This window comes from Paenibacillus catalpae (assembly GCF_900112695.1).
Classification (GTDB): Bacteria; Bacillota; Bacilli; order Paenibacillales; family Paenibacillaceae; genus Pristimantibacillus; species Pristimantibacillus catalpae.
On record NZ_FOMT01000003.1, the window covers coordinates 415,258 to 430,021 of the forward strand.

The window sequence follows — 14,764 nt, forward strand, 5'->3', positions numbered from 1 at the left end:
GTGATTCTTATGCTCAACCGTACTTCAGGCATTTACCATCGAAGTGTTGGAGCGTGTACGCTTTATCCGTCAGTAACTTAACTATTAATTTTTGAAATGAGGTGCAGATTATGATTGCCATTCTGGGACGTATTAACGAATTGAGCAGAAAACAGCATGCTGAAGGACTAAACGAGCAGGAGAAAAAAGAACAGACAAAGCTTCGCAATGAGTATTTGCAGCAGATTCGAGGCCAAGTTCACGATATGTTGTTGGGTGTCTCGGTAATCGATGACAACGGGCAAGACGTAACTCCGGCGAGGCTGGCAGCCGATAAAGCGAATTTGCCAAGGGATGACCGCTAGACGGATATTCTCAATACGATTATAGGGCAAGATTCGCTAAGAAACTTTAAGATCAACACTATAAAAATTTGGGAGATGAATGAAAATGATGGATTTGGGACTTCTTATTATTCGGGTAGTGGTAGGATTATTGTTTGTTGGTCATGGAGCACAGAAACTGTTCGGCCTGTTCGGGGGATATGGCCCGAAAGGGACAGGAGGCTGGATGGAATCGGTTGGCATTCGTCCTGGTGTTGTTATGGCTGTCTTTGCTGGAGTATTGGAACTGCTGGGCGGGGCATTGTTCGCCGCAGGGCTGTTCACAGTAGCAGCAGGAGTGATGATTGTAGTCACCATGGCAGGTGCTATAGTTAAAGTGCATCGGCCTAACGGCCTGTGGGCAACGGCAAACGGGTATGAATATCCACTGGTACTCGTTGCTGTAGCTATTGGCGTTGCGCTGACAGGAGCAGGAGCTTACTCACTGGATGCGCTGTTGTTCTAATGTGGGCACGAAATTATAATCAATAATACTGTGGTCTCTTACGGAGGACTCTAGTTGAATGAACAAGGAGCAGCTGCCCTGGCAGCTGCTCCTGTTTTATTAAAGTGTTTTTGCCGCAGAGTCCTAAATACATACCGAATAGACCTATCAGTCTCAACATTGGTGCTGTGGAGATGGGATGTGGAATGATCTTATAATTTTAACCTATAAAACGTATAGAAAATATAGAATTGTTCGATATACTTCGGTATCAATATTATGATTCTAATAAGTATAACATTCAACTGGGAGTCACAGACAATACGAAATAGCGCTTAGCAAGCGGTAATTCATAAGGAAAGGAAGTAGATTAGTGACACTATTCCAAGTAAACGAATGGCTGGACGAATACAATGACTATATGCTGCTCTATAGAATGTTCGGTGATCAAACCTATGTAAATGAAGCAGATGAAATTATGAAGAGCATGGAAAGATATGTTAGTAAAATGCTAATGCTTGAAAAATGTAAACTTACATTATAGGAGGCAAGGTTCACTTAGCTATTAACCGCCAACGCGATTTTGCCATTCCCCCAGTCTTGCCATTGCTGCTACTAATATTCGCTATATGCCGGAGTAGCGGACGAAATAGGCCTCCGTATTGCAGTCGACCTCCGCGAATCGGTTTTTTCATATTTTTAAACCACACCATAGTGTTCTCACGCACCAACCCTAAAATCTAGCAACCCTCACCTGAAATCTAGCGGATATATTATATGACGGGTTCTTTCATATAATGTTTACAAAGTCCATCAATAATACGATACGGCTCATCTAACTAAGAGGTGATACATAGTGGAATTGCGCCAGCTTGAATATTTTATTCAAATTTGCAAATCAGGAAGTTTCACCAAAGCCAAAGAAGAATTAGGTGTGACTCAGCCTACATTAAGTCAGCAAATGCGGGTTTTGGAAGGTGAATATAATATTCAACTGTTCGATCGGGTAAGCAGAGGGGTTGAAGTAACGGAAGCGGGAAAAATTCTCTTGAATAAGGGCAACGCTATTATGAAACTTCTTGAGGAGGCGCAAAATGAAATAGATGGCCGAAACAATAAATCCAGAGAAACGATTTCTATTGGGTGTTGTCCCGCCGAACTTGAATATCTGGCTCCTTACTTTATGAGATTCCACCAAAAATACCCGAATATTTTTTTGAAAATTATCGATGCAGAGGATGCCGAGAATAAAGTGTTAGAACAAAGGGTGGACATTGGAATCACCGCAAATCCGGTTAATCATGCTTCGGTCATTTCGACTCATTTGTATAGACAACAAATGGCGTTGTTGATTCATTCAGAACATCCCTTGGCCAATAAAACGTCGATTCCTTTTCGGTCTTTGAAGCATACGGATTCCATTATGTTTCGAGAACAAAACAAATCACTAATTGACAGTTATTGCTTCTCTAGTGGGTTTACCTTGAAGTCGATAATAGAAACTTCATCCACTTCAGTATTGACTCATTGGGTTCGTCATGGACTTGGAGCAGCTCTTTTACCGACATCTTTGCTCGAAAGTCTAAAAGACGATTCTTTGCACGTTGTCAAACTGGAAGGCCATATTCCTTACTGGGATATCTCTCTCGTGCATCTTAATTCCGTTAATATGAGATCCAATGCACGCTTATTCATTCAAGAGATGGATTCCTATGTAAGAGAGGTCGAGGTGAATCTTTTGTGTTCAGGCAGTTAGAATGTTTCATTCAAATTTGCATAGAGGGAAGCTTTACTAAGGCAGCAGAAGTTTTAATGATTTCACAACCTTCTTTAAGCCAACAAATCCGCTTTCTGGAGGAAGAAGTTGGAAGTCCTTTGTTCGAGAGAGTTGGTAGAGGGGTAAAGATTACAGCCGACGGGGAAATACTATACGAAAAAGCCCTTTCCGTGATGAGGCTCATAGAAGAATCGAAAAAAGAAACTTACGAGTTACGCTATTCTCTGGCAAATAAACTTTCAATAGGCATTTCGCCCATGGACTTTTTTAGTTTAATACCCCGTATTTTGAAATTCCATGAACAGCATCCGGACATTACATTGAAATTCGCCAGTGTGGAAAATACATCACAGCAATTATTGAATGGTAGTATCGATATTGGTATTACCGACCATTATAATCCAAACAAAGAAATTCATCTGATGCACCTGTATAAAGAGGAACAAGCGTTGGTCGTTTATGCGGATCATCCATGGGCAGATCGAACCTTTATTTCTTTTCGAGAGCTGGAAGATTTAGAAACATCCTTATTTGTTGGGGATAAAAGTTTAATCAAACATCTTCATTCATTCAGCACGAAAATCGCTAAATCCTTACAATCAAAGTTTGAGTCAACTTCCACGGCAATTCTTCTTTCTATGGTACTGCAAAAGATGGGGGTAGCTATTTTACCTGCATCTTTAATCGAAAGCTTTTCTGGTCAGCAATTGAAAATGATTCGTCTCATCGATCCAACGCCTGTTCGTGAGATTAAGCTTATTTTTAAAAAGCATCATTATAATAATCCCTCTGTTCAGAAATGTATCAATTTTTTTCTGGATAACTAGAACACCCACCTCTATTGAAAGCGAGCCAAGACGAAGGGATATTTCCTTGTCGTGCTCGCTTATTCTAGTTAGCGGCGCAGGAAATCTGATAGTATCCCTTCCTTAAGTGTAAGCCTTTTCCTTCCCTTTGCTTGCTATAACCATTATACTAGCAGTAAATTGAGGCTACTGAACAGCATAGTCCTGATTAACGTGGTAATATATCACATTTATGGGGCATTAAGTTCACTGCTAACGGCCGAAGGAGAATTAGGAATGGATCAAATGCGTAAATCAGCAATGCTGTTACTAACACTGATGATGTGTTGGACGTTAGCGGCTTGTTCTGGGAACACAGGCACATCGAGCAATGGCACTTCTAAGAATCATGCGAACTTCAACGCCAAGCTTAAGGAGGCAGATGCACCGCAAACGAAGCCCTCTCCTGATGAGCCTGCCTGGAAGCTGGACACGACACCGATTACGTTTGACTGGTATATCAATTTCGATTGGTTCACCAGCAAGTGGGGAGGCAACGCCGTTTCCGATTATATAACGAAGAAGACGGGCGTCAGCTTGAACTTTCTCGTGCCTGCTGGCGATGCCGGCGAGAAGCTCAACACGATGATGGCGGCAAGGTCGCTACCTGACTTTATCACGCTAGGCTGGTATGAGGATTCCGTGATGAAGATGATTAATGGGGATATGGTGCTTCCATTAAATGAGCTAGCGGATCAGTATGATCCTTATTTCTTCAAGGTCGCCGATCCCGCGAAGCTTAGCTGGTATACACAGGCTGACGGCAATGTGTACGGCTACCCTAATGCCTCTTCATCCCCTGGGGATTATCGAAAATATGGCCAGCTTTTTACGTCTAACCAAACCTTTGTTGTCCGGAAAGACATGTATGAAGCACTAGGGAAGCCGGATATGAGCACGCCAGAAGGTTTTCTTGGCGCTCTGAAGGCTGCGAAGGAGAAGTTTCCGGAAGTGGACGGCCAGCCGCTCATTCCTATCGGGCTGCATGAATTTACGGAAACCGGTAACTATTCGCTGGAAGCGTATCTTCAGAACTTCCTGGCCATCCCGCAGCAGAAAGACGGCAAATTGTACGACCGTCGAAGCGATCCAACCTATTTGAAATGGCTGAAGGTGTTCCGGCAAGCGAATGAGGACGGGTTAATGCCGACAGATGTCTATATTGATGAAAAACGACTGGAAAAAGATGAAAAAATATCGCAAGGGCGCTATTTTGCTATGCTGTATCAGTGGTCTGATTTTTCAGAGATTAACCAAAAGTTATATCAGAAGGACCCAAATAAGGTGTATATCGCGATTGATGGTCCGGCCAATGATGCGCATGATGCGCCAACACTTGCGGGAAATGGCGTTTCCGGCTGGACCGTGACGCTTATTTCGAAGAACGTTAAGGATAAAAAGCGTGCGATTGCTTTCCTCAGCTATTTGCTGAGCGAAGAGGGAAACAAGGATTTGTATTTGGGAGAGAAAGGCGTTACTTACGATACGATAGACGGCAAAGATCAGTTTTTTCCGGACGTAATGCATCTGCTCAACACCGATCGCCAAGCGTTTGATAAAAAATATGGCGGTTCTTATATGTATTGGATGCTGATGGATACAAACATGAATCTAGCATGGATGACGGGGATGGATGCTGATCCTGCCAAACAAATTGCCGATTGGACGAGAGGTAAGACAATCAGCATGGCCGAATTCGACAATCTGGATCCGGACCCGACGACGAAGGAAGGTATTGCGGAAGTCGAACAAACGCGGCTCTGGGCCGAGACGCTGCCGAAACTGCTGATGTCGGGGTCTGATGCTGAATTCGATCAACTGTTTAACGAATTCATGAAGACCATTACCGAGGCTCCGGAGTATGAGGCCATCGTAAATAGCCGACAAGCAGCCTATGAACGGAATGTACAAAAGCTGGAGTTGTCAATTAAATAATAGTTTTATAGAGGAAGCAGCAGGATGTGAAACAGGAGATGGGGCACCCGGCAATACGTTGGTTAATGGGCATTCGTGCATCTGCGTTTAAACTTTCGCTTCAGGTCAAGTTAATTCTGTCATTTATGTTTGTTATCTTCATACCGGTTATTCTATTCTCTTGGTATACGCTCAAAGAAGAATCCGCCAAGGCAATGGAAGAATTGATGAAGAACAACGAGAACGTACTGGCAGTCGAGAAGATAAATATTGAAAATAACGTGGAGCTGATGGGATGGACCAGTCAGCTTGCGTTATCTAATCGGGAAATGAACAATTATCTGCAAATTGAACAAACTCAGGATGCAGCGCATGTTTTTCATATTAAGAAAGATGTTGTCAACAGCTTTCAATATTTTCTGTTCAACAATCCTCGAATTGCAAATGTGCGGTTGTTCACGGACAACCTTTATGTGAATGAGATTTGGCCAGTCATCCTACAGGAATCACGTATTCAGGACAAGCCTTGGCATGAAGCCGTGATGAAGCAGAGCGGTTTGCCCTGGTGGGAGATACAGGATAGCGTAGCCCTCACCGGTTTGCCGTCCGAACCATCGCCGAATGAGCCCTTCATGACGTACTTGCAGGAATTCAAATATGCAGACAACAGAGCGCATAACGGGATTTTAGAAATATCGATGAAGCTGTCGAATTTCTTTTCTCGAACGTTCAGCAGTGTGCAGGACAGGAACTCCCAGTTGATTGTAGTAGCAAGGAGCGGACAGGTATTCAGCTTGGAGGCTTCACCTGTATTCGAGCAGCATAGCGCGGAGCAATTAATGAACAACGTGAAGCTGACGAGGAATACAGATTACGAGATGGTACAGTTCAAGGTTAACGGGCAGTCATACTTGGCCTTTCAAAGCTACATTCCATCGATCGACGTACATCTGGTCAATATGGTTAGTCTTGAGGACACAATGGAAGGCATTAACCACTCGAGAGTTCGTTATATGATACTCATTTCGTTACTAGTGGCATTTCTCGTACTGCTGTCTTACTCGATGCAGGCGATGATTTTGCGCAGGCTTAAGGTATTAAGAGAATCCATGCAACAGATGAGAAGCGGCAACTTCAACGTTGAGCTGCCGCCGATTACCGGAACCGATGAGGTAGGAGAGCTAGGCTTGCATTACAGTAAGCTCATTCTGAAGATTAACGAGCTTATTCAAGAACAGGCAGCTAGGCAGGCGGCAGGCAAAGAAGCCGAGCTTCGGGCTCTAAAGAACCAAATAGATTCCCACTTCCTCTACAATACGCTGGAGAACGTCAAGATGCTGGCGGAGATTGATGGGCAGTACCTTATATCGGACATCATGACCTCGCTAGGCGGTATGATGCGGTATTCAATGGAATGGCAGCAGGATCACGTGATGCTCAGCGATGAGATTCAGCAGGTCCAGCATTATGTATCCGTCATGAATATCCGTTATGATGGAAGACTTGATCTAAGGTTGTCGATTGCATCGGAATGCCTCAAGCAGGAATCGCTCAAAATGTCGCTGCAGCCCGCAGTAGAGAATGCAATCAAACATGGGATGAGCCGCATGCATTCCAGCGACGGAAATCTTGTCATTATGATCTCTGCCGTCCGGCGTGATCAAGCTTGCGTCATAGAGATTACGGACAGCGGCTGCGGCATACCGGAAGAGAAGCTGAGTTTATTGAATCGAATGCTACGAATGGAAGAGTCCGCTTACCAGGATGTCCGGCAATCATTCGTTCGCGAAAATAACCAGGACAGCAATGGGATTGGTCTTCGTAATGTGGACCAACGCTTAGTGATGAGCTATGGGACGGAATGCGGGATTCAGATCGAGAGTCAGGAAGGAAGCTATACGCGCATAATCATGACTTTGCCGTATCGGGTCCTTGGAGGGGGTTAGAAGACACTTATGATTAGCTTGCTGATCGTCGACGACGAGAAGATCATTCGTAGAGGCTTGGAATCGGTAATTGAGAGGCAGTTTCCTAATCTGTTCAACTACCGATTTGCAGAGAATGGACAAGAGGCGCTGGAGCTTCTTAGCCAGAAGCCTGCGGATATTATGTTTACAGATATCCGAATGCCAATTATGGATGGGATCGAACTACTCGAACAGCTGCAAGAGCATTCCGTAAGGCCCGAGATTGTACTGCTGTCTGGCTATAATCAGTTCGTATATGCGCAAAAAGCGATTCGCTTTGCTGTGAAGGATTATCTCGTGAAGCCTGTAATACGCGAGGAGTTGTTTGCCGTCCTGGAGCGAATGATTAAGGAAATAAGGATGAGAGAAGAGCGGGCAGACAAGGCGGGCGAAGATGCCAGCCTTGTTGCTGCCGAGCTGGTTACCCAGCATTTGACCCAGAAGGATGTTAGTGATGCGGTAACACAAAGCAAGCTGAAGCAAGCCGGCTTTAGCTTGTTGGATGAAAGATATACGTTGGGCTTGCTTACGCGGCGCGGTGGAGGATCAGAGCCTGGCAGAACGGATGCCGCTTCTTTCAGGCATCAAATCGCCGAGCTGTTACAAGGGCATATGGATTGGATGCTCACGCGTGATGGAGAAGGCGGAACGATTATGATCGTACGCGATCCGGTTATGTTCTACCAGTTATCGGAACGGTGGGCGGTCAGTGGTTATGATTCGCAGCTGCGAATCGCGATTAGCAAGTCTGTTCAAGGGATAGAGCAGATAAGGTGGGCATACAGCCAAGCGAAGCAAACCTTGAAATACAGTATTGTGCTTCCGGAGCTCGACGTGTTGGACTACACCAGCATAAATGAGCGCAATGAGCGGCATGTCGTTCCTATTGAGTTAATTCAAAGAATATTGAATCTCATGGGAATGGGACGCGGCGATGAAATCAAACAACTTCTCGCTCAAATCCTCGATATTCGCATTATTAGAAGCAGCGAGATCGGTTATCTGGAACGTATTAGCCAACTGCTCAACGAGGAACTGTTCGACAAGCTGTTCCGCATCTACGGGCATAAGATACTTGGCCTTTTAAGGACGTACGCCTGTGTTGGTCACATCGGAAACTTCGAGCGATTTGAAGACTATTACATAGCCGTCGAGCAGCTTCTCGATAGTCTGGATAGGTTCATCCAAGATCGGAGAGAGCAAGTTCCGACGGAACAAAATACGATGCAAAAAGTGCTCGCCTACTTGCAGACGCATTATGCCGACGATTTGAACATGGCGGTCGTGTCCAACCATTTCTCACTTAATTACTCGTATTTCAGCCAGGCCTTCCAAGAATATAGCGGTGAAAATTTCTCGAACTATGTTCGCCGGTTAAGGCTGGACAAGGCGAAGGAGCTGCTCGTGCACTCCGATTTGAAGGTGTACGAAATTAGTGAGCAGGTTGGATTCGAAAACGTGAAGCATTTTACGAGAATATTCAAGGATACCGAAGGCATCACAGCGCTGGAATTCCGAAGCCAACGCAGGCGGTTTAAAACTTAACAAACAAATGACCCACAAGAGTCACCTTGTTAAGGTGTCATTCTTATGGGTCACATTTCAACTGATGGTTCCGTGACGATTCATTCATTTATTTATTTATTTCTTATTAAGGAAATGAATTAAAGCGGTATTGAATTCTTCGGGATGAGTCGCGTTCAAACCATGAGGTCCACCTTCAATGACAACGAGTTGACTGCCCGCAACAGCTTCGTGGGAAAGTTGACCGCTTACCTCAAGCGTCACAATCGCATCGGAATCGCCATGGATAACAAGCAATGGGATATCAAATTTCGCCAAATCGTCACGGAAATCTGTTCGGCCGAAAGCATCAATACAATCCAGCGTCCCTTTTGGCGATGCATAAGAAGCAATATCAAGGTTGTAAGCACGGAAGGACTCGCTGACCAGGTCAGTTCTATCTCCAGCTTTATAGAAATTGTGAGTGAAGCTGTCAAGGAAGGCGACACGGTCCTTCTTCAAACCGTCTTGGAAGGCTTGAATGGTGGCCTCATCCAGACCGCCTTCCGGATGCTCGTCAGATTTATAAAAGAACGGAGGAACCGCTGCAGCGAGCACGGCTTTTTTGACACGGCTCGTTCCGTATGTGCCAATGTAACGGGCAACCTCCCCGCCACCCATCGAAAATCCGACCAGTGTTACATCCTTAAGGTCTAGATGTTTAATTAGCTTATGGAGATCCGTCGCAAACGTATCATAGTCGTAACCGTTCCACGGCTTTGAGGATTGTCCGAATCCGCGGCGGTCATAGGTAATTACGCGGTAACCTGCTTCGATGAGCGCTGGAACTTGCCCCTCCCACGAGCGCCCGCTCAGTGGCCAGCCATGGATTAATATCACTGGTTTGCCTGCCCCAAGATCCTCAAAGTACAATTCAATGGGTTGTCCGTTTTCTGTTCCTACTGTTAATTTAGACATGCTTCATCCTTCACTCCTCTGATAATCGTCTCTCTATCGTTCACTCCATTTAAGCTGTTCCCCTTGGGAATAGGTTTATCCCCCGTGGCCGCCAAACATCGCTTGGGCGTAAACAAGACCCGCGCCATAGGCACCACCATGTTGCATAGCAATCTCCAAGACTGCATCATATGTTTCTTGACGTGCCCAATCGCGTTGATACTCAAGAAGAACAGACATCCAAGTAACGGGAATTGCTCCCGCTTGTATCATGCGTTGAACGGCAATGTCATGCGCCTCCGTGGTAGTGCCGCCTGAAGCGTCCGTTACAATGTATACTTCAAATCCATCTTTAATGGCTGAAACTGTAGGGAAAGCAAGACAAACTTCCGTCCAAAGCGCTGCCATGATGAGCTTTTTACGGCCCGTTTTCTTCACGGCTGCCAGGAAATTTTCATCTTCCCAAGAATTCATTGTTGTACGGTCAATTGGCTTATTGTCTGGAAATACCTCTTGAATTTGCGGATGAAGCGGGCCTGAAAAAGATTCCGCTGCTACAGTTGTTAGAATGGTGGGCGCATTGAAAACTTTGGCTGTCTTGGCCAATCCAACCGTATTGTTAATGATGGTTTGACGGTCGGCGCTTTGAACGCCAAAGAGCATTTGAGGCTGGTGGTCTACAAGAATAATGGCAGAATTATCAGCCGTAAGTAAATCCGTTTTCCCGTTAAACATAAATAAGATCCCTACCTTTTCCGGATATGATTACAACAGTTCAATAAATTGGAAATCCTGCTGCATGTACTCAGTCTATTGAAATGTAACTGTGCAAACAATTCTCAGTTTTCTATATGTTTCATAGGGAAAAGCTATATATATCAAAAGTTCTATAAATGATATCCATAAGCAAATCCTATGGCTGTTATAGAGAAAGCCTTATTGCTAGTAAAAATGTTGACTCTTAGACTTAAGAATAGCAGGCATCTAGTAGCAACATGACAATGATAAGAATGGAGGTAGAAGATATGAGTATGGGTTCTATGGGTTTTATGGGTTCTATGGTTCTGGCTCTTGCTGCAGGTATTGTAATTGGCGTTATTTTTCAATCGCTTAAGATCCCTTCGCCAGCACCGCCTTTTTTGGGACTGCTTGGTCTCGCAGGAATGTTTTTAGGCCAGCGGCTGATACCCTGGATACAGCAATTGCTAAACAACAAATAAATAATTTAAAGGGAGAGTGGAGTCATGTCCAAGAAAACGATAGATGTTGAAGCCAATTTGGTCATTCACAATGCCAGTATAGTAACGATGGACGATTCAAATCCTGCAGCAACGGCAGTTGCAATTAAGGACGGCCAATTCCTAGCTGTGGGTGATGATGCCGAAATCATGAAATATGTTGGATCATCTACTCAGGTTGTGAACGCAAACAAACGAATGTTAATACCGGGCTTGAACGATTCCCATATTCATCTCATTCGAGGCGGTCTCAACTATAACCTTGAGCTTCGTTGGGACGGAGTGCCATCCGTAGCGGATGCATTGCGTATGTTGAAGAAACAAGTGGATCGTACGCCAGCTCCTCATTGGGTCCGTGTTGTAGGCGGCTGGACAGAGTTCCAATTCATTGAACGCCGTATGCCAACTCTGGATGAAATCAATCGAATTGCTCCCGACACACCCGTTTTTATCCTCAATCTTTACCGTCAAGCTTTTCTGAACAAAGCTGCCTTGCGAGTAATTGGTTATACAAAAGATACGCCGAACCCGCCAGGCGGAGAAATCCAAAGGGATAGCAAAGGCAATCCAACAGGAATGCTCATCGCTAGGCCTAATGCTACGATTTTGTATGCTACCTTAGCTAAAGGGCCTAAGCTTTCATACGAGGACCAAATTAATTCAACTCGACTATTTATGAGGGAATTGAATCGATTTGGGGTCACAAGCGTTATTGACGCCGGCGGGGGCTTTCAGAACTATCCCGATGATTATCAGGTGTTTGACGAACTTGATAAACGTGAAGAAATTACGGTTCGCACGGCGTACAATTTATTCACGCAGCATCCCAAGAATGAATTGAGTGACTTTAAAGCATGGACCGCTTCATCGCAGCCGTACACGGGCAGTTCCTACTATCGTCATAACGGTGCCGGTGAAATGCTTGTTTATAGCGCGGCAGACTTTGAAGATTTTGTAGAGCCTCGTCCGGAGCTGCCTGCTGTACTGGAAGATGAGCTATTTGATGTTTCTCGGCACCTCGTTGAACAACGCTGGCCGTTTCGTCTTCATGCAACCTATGGAGAGTCCATTACGCGCTTCCTCGATGTATTTGAGCGCGTAAATAAAGAAGTGCCTTTCAAAGACTTGCGCTGGATTCTGGATCATGCCGAAACCATTCAGGAGAAGGATTTGGAGCGGGTTGTGGAATTAGGCGGTTCGATTGCCGTTCAAAGCCGAATGGCTTTCCAAGGCGAGTATTTCGTCGAAAGATATGGGGCCAAAGCAGCGGAAAATGCTCCTCCGATAACGAAGATGCTTAAGCATGGATTACGTGTCGGAGTAGGTACGGATGCGACAAGAGTAGCCAGTTATAATCCGTGGGTTGCCCTATACTGGTTAGTGACGGGTAAGACATTAGGCGGGTTAAGCCTGTACCCTGAATCCAATCGTGTAGAAAGGCATGAAGCTCTTCGCATGTATACGGCGGGGAATGCATGGTTTTCCAAAGAGGAAGATGTCAAAGGACAAATTAAAGAGGGTCATTATGCTGATTTTTCGATTCTTTCCGATAATTTCTTGCTTGTCCCCGAAGAGGCCATTAAAAAAATTGAATCGGTCTTCACGGTTGTAGGAGGCAAGATTGTCTACGGCACCAACGAATTCGAGTCTTTGTCGCCTCCGGCTCCGAAAGCCAGTCCTGACTGGTCTCCGCATAATGTCTTTGGCGGCTATTACAAGGAACCGCAATATGGAGGCGGATCAGGTGCCCATGCACCTAATCAGGTCCATCTTCATCATAAGTGTAACCATCACCATCATGGCAGCGGTTTCTGTGACCTGGATTGCTTTGTCTTCTAAAAATAGCTTGCTTGATTGAATGCTCCCCATACGGTAGACAGGTGAAATAAGAAAACCTGTTCCAGTATGGGGAGCTTTTTCGTGCATAGGAATAAACGTAATGCCACAGGCAAAAGGAATCGGCCTCATGTCCAATGTAATTCTAGACCGAGGCCGATTCCTTGATTTTATTGATTGATCGGGCTAATGGTTTCCTTTCGCTCTAAGCGAATAAATAATGGGACAACCGTGCTTAACAGCAGCAATCCGGCTAACACCTCGAAAGTAGGCCCATGACCTTGGGTATCGATCAAATAAATGGAGATGATAGGGCCAAGGGAGGCTCCAATAAAAAGCATAAACATATGGAAAGAAAGAGCACTGGCTCGTAACTCTCCGGCTAAAGTGCCTATTAATGATAACAAGGCGGGAAGGGCCATAGCTATGCCGGCAGTAAATATAATGCTTGTCGGGATCAATAATGCGAGGTTCTCCGAGATGCCTACCAGACCTAGACCAATACCGGCCATAATCAAACCGCACCACAGAACATTTTTCACGCCATACCTGGTAACGAGACCTCCATCAAACGGAGAAATGAACATACCGATGATACCTGCCGCGCGAACCCATAGGATTTCCTGATGGCTGAGACCGAAGAGAGGGCTGCTTAGATAACTTCCAATCGTGGAGAAAAAACCGACGAGTGCAATAAAGAGCGTTGAGGAAATGATGTAACAGATGGGCAAACTTTTTTTCCTGAAAATACCGCCAATGCGCTTTAGAGGAGTAAAAAAATCGTCCTTCGGCTTTTGTATTACATCCTTGGGTATACCTATTGTAATCAAAATAAGCGACACAAAATACACGATGCCAAGGATATAAAATACATCATTCCAGCTTAGTCCCATTACGATCGTGCTGCTATAGATCTGACCAACGATGCTGGCCATTAAAAAGGCGGTGCTTATAAACCCGAGGATCGTTACCCTTTTATTAGTCGGGAACATCTCCATTGCGTAGGCTAACACGGAAGGCGGAAACATGGATGCTGCCAATCCCTGTATAACCCTTAGGACGATAAGCCATTGAAACTCATGAACGGTTCCTATAAAAGGGGTTGATACCGTGAGTAAGCCTAACCCGGTTATCATCATTTTTTTTCGTCCATAACGATCGGAAAGCCCCCCGAACAGGAGTGCTCCACCGGCAAAAGCAAAAGAAAACGCGCTGCCTGCCCAAGCCGCTTCGGAAGAGGAGACCTGGAATACGTCCTCAAATACGGAGAACAGAGGGATCGTTAAATATAGGGAAGAGACGACAATTAATGAACACCAGAATAGAATAAGGGTTGTTAGATTATAACGAGGTGGAATTGGTTTTACGGCGTTATTCAAAAGTGGCCCCCCTTTTTTCAGCTGTATTGATGTCTTTCACATTTAAAAATACGTTGACAGCAAAAACAAGAATTCCACATCCGGCAACGGTTTCGCCCATGCGTTTTATAATCGATAACCATTCCTGATCATAGCCGTTTGCAATAAATGATAGCGAGATCAACATAATTGGCAAGCCTGTGCCATGCAGCCAGAAGTGCCATTTAGCTAGACGTGACTCTGCGGCTTTGGGAAAACGCAGATAAGTAAATCCGCAAAGGGCCAAGGTTGCCCATCCGAAAAGATTGGCGTGGGCATGAACGCTAGTTAGTGCAAAGTTCAATGTTGCACCCATGTAAATTCCAATGCCAATACCGAGAACAATATAAATAACCGCCATTTTTAGAAAACGTACTCCCATTCAAATTCTCCTTTATATTTGGTGTAACATAATCGTATAAACGGCGGTTCGCGCGATCAATATCGATCTTTCTATGTCTCGTATAGCATTTACTTATAATGAAGAATCCCCGTATACACAAGTTTGCCCGGTGTGTTATAG

13 protein-coding genes are annotated in these 14,764 nt (G+C 44.9%); 9 read left to right on the forward strand and 4 right to left on the reverse strand.

What is annotated here, in order from left to right; translation table 11 throughout:
• Positions 1-110 precede the first annotated feature (110 nt).
• The 7 genes from BM200_RS15535 to BM200_RS15565 all read left to right on the forward strand — a co-directional run bounded on the left by BM200_RS15535 (position 111) and on the right by BM200_RS15565 (position 8,855).
• Positions 111-344: a DUF896 domain-containing protein gene (locus BM200_RS15535; protein WP_091187122.1), complete on the forward strand. Its 234-nt coding sequence runs from the start codon at positions 111-113 to the stop codon at positions 342-344.
• Between the two features lie 85 nt (positions 345-429).
• Positions 430-828, forward strand: a complete 399-nt coding sequence (locus BM200_RS15540; protein ID WP_091187125.1) for a DoxX family protein — start codon at positions 430-432, stop codon at positions 826-828.
• A gap of 835 nt (positions 829-1,663) precedes the next feature.
• Positions 1,664-2,563: a LysR family transcriptional regulator gene (locus tag BM200_RS15545; RefSeq protein WP_091187127.1), complete on the forward strand. Its 900-nt coding sequence runs from the start codon at positions 1,664-1,666 to the stop codon at positions 2,561-2,563.
• Entirely contained in the window at positions 2,548-3,411 is an 864-nt protein-coding gene (locus BM200_RS15550) for a LysR family transcriptional regulator (RefSeq protein WP_091187130.1), read from the forward strand. The genes BM200_RS15545 and BM200_RS15550 overlap by 16 nt, the downstream gene beginning before the upstream one ends.
• Before the next feature lie 255 nt (positions 3,412-3,666).
• Entirely contained in the window at positions 3,667-5,364 is a 1,698-nt protein-coding gene (locus BM200_RS15555; RefSeq protein ID WP_245773036.1) for a type 2 periplasmic-binding domain-containing protein, read from the forward strand.
• Between the two features lie 38 nt (positions 5,365-5,402).
• Positions 5,403-7,289, forward strand: coding sequence for a histidine kinase (locus BM200_RS15560; protein ID WP_091187906.1), 1,887 nt, complete (start codon positions 5,403-5,405; stop codon positions 7,287-7,289).
• Between the two features lie 9 nt (positions 7,290-7,298).
• Positions 7,299-8,855, forward strand: coding sequence for a response regulator (locus BM200_RS15565; RefSeq protein ID WP_091187132.1), 1,557 nt, complete (start codon positions 7,299-7,301; stop codon positions 8,853-8,855).
• A gap of 96 nt (positions 8,856-8,951) precedes the next feature.
• Here BM200_RS15565 and BM200_RS15570 read toward each other — a convergent pair whose 3' ends face one another.
• Together BM200_RS15570 and BM200_RS15575 are read right to left on the reverse strand one after the other, a co-directional pair.
• Positions 8,952-9,791, reverse strand: a complete 840-nt coding sequence (locus BM200_RS15570; protein ID WP_091187135.1) for an alpha/beta fold hydrolase — start codon at positions 9,789-9,791, stop codon at positions 8,952-8,954.
• Between the two features lie 75 nt (positions 9,792-9,866).
• Positions 9,867-10,505, reverse strand: coding sequence for a hydrolase (locus BM200_RS15575; RefSeq protein WP_091187136.1), 639 nt, complete (start codon positions 10,503-10,505; stop codon positions 9,867-9,869).
• A gap of 290 nt (positions 10,506-10,795) precedes the next feature.
• Between BM200_RS15575 and BM200_RS15580 the strand changes: the two genes are divergently transcribed.
• A complete protein-coding gene (locus BM200_RS15580) occupies positions 10,796-10,990 on the forward strand; it encodes a DUF1427 family protein (protein WP_245773038.1) in 195 nt (64 codons plus the stop codon).
• Between the two features lie 24 nt (positions 10,991-11,014).
• A complete protein-coding gene (locus tag BM200_RS15585; protein ID WP_091187139.1) occupies positions 11,015-12,847 on the forward strand; it encodes an amidohydrolase in 1,833 nt (610 codons plus the stop codon).
• 167 nt (positions 12,848-13,014) lie between these two features.
• Here BM200_RS15585 and BM200_RS15590 read toward each other — a convergent pair whose 3' ends face one another.
• Positions 13,015-14,223, reverse strand: coding sequence for an MFS transporter (locus BM200_RS15590; protein WP_091187140.1), 1,209 nt, complete (start codon positions 14,221-14,223; stop codon positions 13,015-13,017).
• Positions 14,216-14,623, reverse strand: a complete 408-nt coding sequence (locus BM200_RS15595; protein WP_091187142.1) for a hypothetical protein — start codon at positions 14,621-14,623, stop codon at positions 14,216-14,218. Before BM200_RS15595 ends, BM200_RS15590 begins: the two co-directional genes overlap by 8 nt.
• Positions 14,624-14,764 lie beyond the last annotated feature (141 nt).

Coding starts and splice junctions, on each gene's coding strand:
- BM200_RS15535 (WP_091187122.1), top strand. CDS start 111: ATGATTGCCATTCTGGGACGTATTAACGAATTGAGCAGAAAACAGCAT.
- BM200_RS15540 (WP_091187125.1), top strand. CDS start 430: ATGATGGATTTGGGACTTCTTATTATTCGGGTAGTGGTAGGATTATTG.
- BM200_RS15555 (WP_245773036.1), top strand. CDS start 3,667: ATGGATCAAATGCGTAAATCAGCAATGCTGTTACTAACACTGATGATG.
- BM200_RS15560 (WP_091187906.1), top strand. CDS start 5,403: ATGGGGCACCCGGCAATACGTTGGTTAATGGGCATTCGTGCATCTGCG.
- BM200_RS15565 (WP_091187132.1), top strand. CDS start 7,299: ATGATTAGCTTGCTGATCGTCGACGACGAGAAGATCATTCGTAGAGGC.
- BM200_RS15570 (WP_091187135.1), bottom strand. CDS start 9,791: ATGTCTAAATTAACAGTAGGAACAGAAAACGGACAACCCATTGAATTG.
- BM200_RS15575 (WP_091187136.1), bottom strand. CDS start 10,505: ATGTTTAACGGGAAAACGGATTTACTTACGGCTGATAATTCTGCCATT.
- BM200_RS15580 (WP_245773038.1), top strand. CDS start 10,796: ATGAGTATGGGTTCTATGGGTTTTATGGGTTCTATGGTTCTGGCTCTT.
- BM200_RS15585 (WP_091187139.1), top strand. CDS start 11,015: ATGTCCAAGAAAACGATAGATGTTGAAGCCAATTTGGTCATTCACAAT.
- BM200_RS15595 (WP_091187142.1), bottom strand. CDS start 14,623: ATGGGAGTACGTTTTCTAAAAATGGCGGTTATTTATATTGTTCTCGGT.